This is a genomic window from Armatimonas sp. (assembly GCF_043760365.1).
Classification (GTDB): domain Bacteria; phylum Armatimonadota; class Armatimonadia; order Armatimonadales; family Armatimonadaceae; genus Armatimonas.
Window position 1 is genome coordinate 1 of the sequence record NZ_JAYUPA010000950.1, and the last position, 2,837, is coordinate 2,837.

Sequence of the window (2,837 nt, forward strand, 5' to 3'; positions counted from 1 at the left end):
GAGCGCTCTACCAAACTGAGCTACATCCCGAAGCCAAAATAAAAAAACGGCCCCGTGCGCTTACGTGCGCAACAGGACCGGCTCTAAGTTTCTTTACAGAGCCGGAGGTGGCGGATAGGGGACGGGCTGATAGCGGAGCGTATTCATGGCTTCTGTATCGCCGCAGACTCCCGGCTTGCTAAAAGGCGTGTGCATAAATTTCCCACTAGTTCCTTGCCCTGAAGTGCTTCGTACCAGCGCTGAGGAATGCCGGAAAGGCCGCAGGCAAGCCCGGCGATTCCGCCCGCGACGCAGGCGGTAGTGTCGGTGTCGTTGCCTAGAGCGACGGCGGCTTTCACAATGGCCTCGTAGTCGCCCGCACTCTGGACTTGGCGGGCGGAGCGCAGGCAGTCCACGACATAGCCGCCGCCTGTGCCGGGGATATTTTCCAGAGGCCGGACAGAGAACTCTAGCTGTTCGCTATAGGGGCCATGTGGTGTGTAGTAGGCGCGGAGCGTGCCAACGGCTTCCGACCAGGGATCGGGCGAGTCGGCGAGAATATTTCTCGCCCAGAGACAGTAGAGCGCACAGCAGACTTGCGCGCGCGGGTGCCCATGGGTGACACTGGATTGTAGATGAGAGTTGCGGATAAGGTCATGGTCGGTGCCGGTGTGCCATAGCGCTAGGGGAAGCACGCGCATGAGTGAGCCGTTGCCGTTCGCCAGCTCATCGGTGCGCCCTGCGGCATGCGCGGGTGTTCCACGCATCAGCGCGCGGATGGCGTCGCCCGTCTGGATACCACAGTCGAAAACACGCTGGTCTGGGGTGTAGGCAGCCTCGTTGTACCACGCGACAAGGCGCCCGCTGAAATCGTCTAAGTTTAGCGCGCCGCAGGTGAGCAGCGAGTCCAGCAAGGCCAGCGCCTGCGCACCGTCGTCGCTCCATGTGCCGATAGGCGTTCGGCCATGCGCACGCTTGAAACCCGGTGGGGGTTGCATCTCGATCTGATCTAAGGGCGGGATCATCTCCGGGCGGTGGAACTCATACGGAACGCCCAGGGCATCGCCGACGAGAAGGCCGTAAATCCCACCGGCAAGTCGGTCTTTACAATCCATCATATAATTAAAGTATCACAGACAATAACTTCTTGTCAAGAGGAAGGTATAATGCGGTATGCAAGAAACGTCTGCTGACCCTGCCGTGAAAGCGGAGCTGGCCCGCTGTTTTGCCGCTCACCGTGGGCTCCGCTCATTGAGTGTCGAGGTGCGCGTGACATCGCGGGGCGTGCCGACATTGCGAAATGGAGTCGTAGAGATTGCTCTGAAGCGGCCCGGACGGCTACGTATGGAGGTGCAGGGAGCACTGCGTGAGGCAGGGGCATGTCTCTTGGTCGCAAGTCACAACTTTGTCTACGAGGCGCTGTCGCCCACGAAAACCTACCACGCTAAATCCATACCCGCCGACGGTGATGCACTAACGTACGGGATTCAAAACAACGAGCTTCTTCCGCTGCCTTTTTTTTCACAGCTCATGGCTGATAAAGACGGGCTAGAGTCACTCTTGAAAGAGTATAGTACGGTGCAGATGACACGTGAGACCATTATTGAAGCGCCCGCACTACGGGTATTTATGTTGGAGCGCGAGCGCCTTCGGGCAGTACTTCGCTTCGACGAAAAAGCGGGGCTTTTGCGCCAGGCCATTTTGACGCAAGGAAATATCGAGATTCGTGAGGACTACCGGAGCCTGCGAGTCAACCCGCGCTTACCCGATGACCTCTGGAGATTTGTGCCACCCCGTGGCTTCCGTGACGAAGATGCCCAAGGAGCCGCAATCGGATGAGACAAGTAGACCCGTCCGCACAAATGCTCCTGGATCGCTTAGTGGCAGCACACCAGGCGCTCTTTTCTTTCTCCGCCGATGTGAAAGTGGAGGCGGTCAGCGATGCACGAAACGAGACCACGCTGGCGTCGGTTGTCTACATGAAGCCCAATAAAGCACGGGTGGAGCTCAAGTTCGCTCAGGGCGCACGCATCGTCTCCGTTTGCGATGGCACGACCCGCCTCTACGCCGATGGGAAAAAGCACCAGAAAGTCAAGGCGGAGTCGGGGGAGAAAGCCATCATCGAGACTCTCTCACAGACGGGTCTCTTGATCGCCCCGGTCTTTCTCTATCTAACGTCGCGCTCGGCCCCGGTTCACACTCTTCGACCGGGGACGACAAGGGTCTTGGGATTCACCACGCCCACCACGCTGGATGGTGTCCTTGTGGATGTAGTCGCCGCCGATGTTGAGACCAAAGACGGCAAGGGACGGCTCGTGTTCTCGATAGGCAAAGACGACCGTTTGCTACGTCGGCTGGAGATCAATACCAGCAACCAGCGCCAGAGTCTCTCTCTCGTGGAGAGCTATACCAATGTCAAGGCTAATCCCAAGCTCGATAAAAAGGCATTTCTCCTGGCCCCATGATCAGTGCGCTCTCCGTGAAGGGGTACCGCTCGGTGCGGGATATGTGGCTGGAGCTCGGGCCGCTGAATGTGCTCACCGGAGCCAATGGCTGTGGAAAATCTAATCTCTACCGGGCGGTCTACTTGCTCCATGCAGCGGCGGTGGGCAACCTCGCTCAGGCACTCGCCGATGAGGGGGGAATGCCATCGGTACTCTGGGCGGGGCCGCGCAAGCGCTCGGAGTCTCGGGAGCTGACGCTCGGGGTACAGCTCACTGGCGGACTCTCCTACACGCTCACGGCGGGACTACCGGGGCCCAATGAGCTTCCCATGGATCAGGGATTTTTTCGCAACGACCCTCTCCTGAAAAATGAGAGCATTACGTTCGAGGGCTCGACACTGGTAGAGCGAGGCA

4 protein-coding genes are annotated in these 2,837 nt (G+C 58.8%); 3 read left to right on the forward strand and 1 reads right to left on the reverse strand.

The window, feature by feature from the left end; translation table 11 throughout:
* Positions 1-143 precede the first annotated feature (143 nt).
* Positions 144-1,097: an ADP-ribosylglycohydrolase family protein gene (locus tag ACH2EH_RS24055; RefSeq protein WP_395145803.1), complete on the reverse strand. Its 954-nt coding sequence runs from the start codon at positions 1,095-1,097 to the stop codon at positions 144-146.
* 55 nt (positions 1,098-1,152) lie between these two features.
* Here ACH2EH_RS24055 and ACH2EH_RS24060 point away from each other — a divergent pair, with 55 nt between their 5' ends.
* From ACH2EH_RS24060 to ACH2EH_RS24070, 3 genes are all read left to right on the forward strand, one after another.
* Complete coding sequence (locus ACH2EH_RS24060) at positions 1,153-1,818, forward strand: outer membrane lipoprotein carrier protein LolA (RefSeq protein WP_395145805.1); 666 nt, start codon at positions 1,153-1,155, stop codon at positions 1,816-1,818.
* Positions 1,815-2,444, forward strand: a complete 630-nt coding sequence (locus ACH2EH_RS24065) for a hypothetical protein (protein WP_395145807.1) — start codon at positions 1,815-1,817, stop codon at positions 2,442-2,444. The genes ACH2EH_RS24060 and ACH2EH_RS24065 overlap by 4 nt, the downstream gene beginning before the upstream one ends.
* Positions 2,441-2,837 (forward strand): AAA family ATPase (locus ACH2EH_RS24070; protein WP_395145809.1); only part of this gene is annotated, 397 nt, incomplete at its 3' end. The genes ACH2EH_RS24065 and ACH2EH_RS24070, both read left to right, overlap by 4 nt.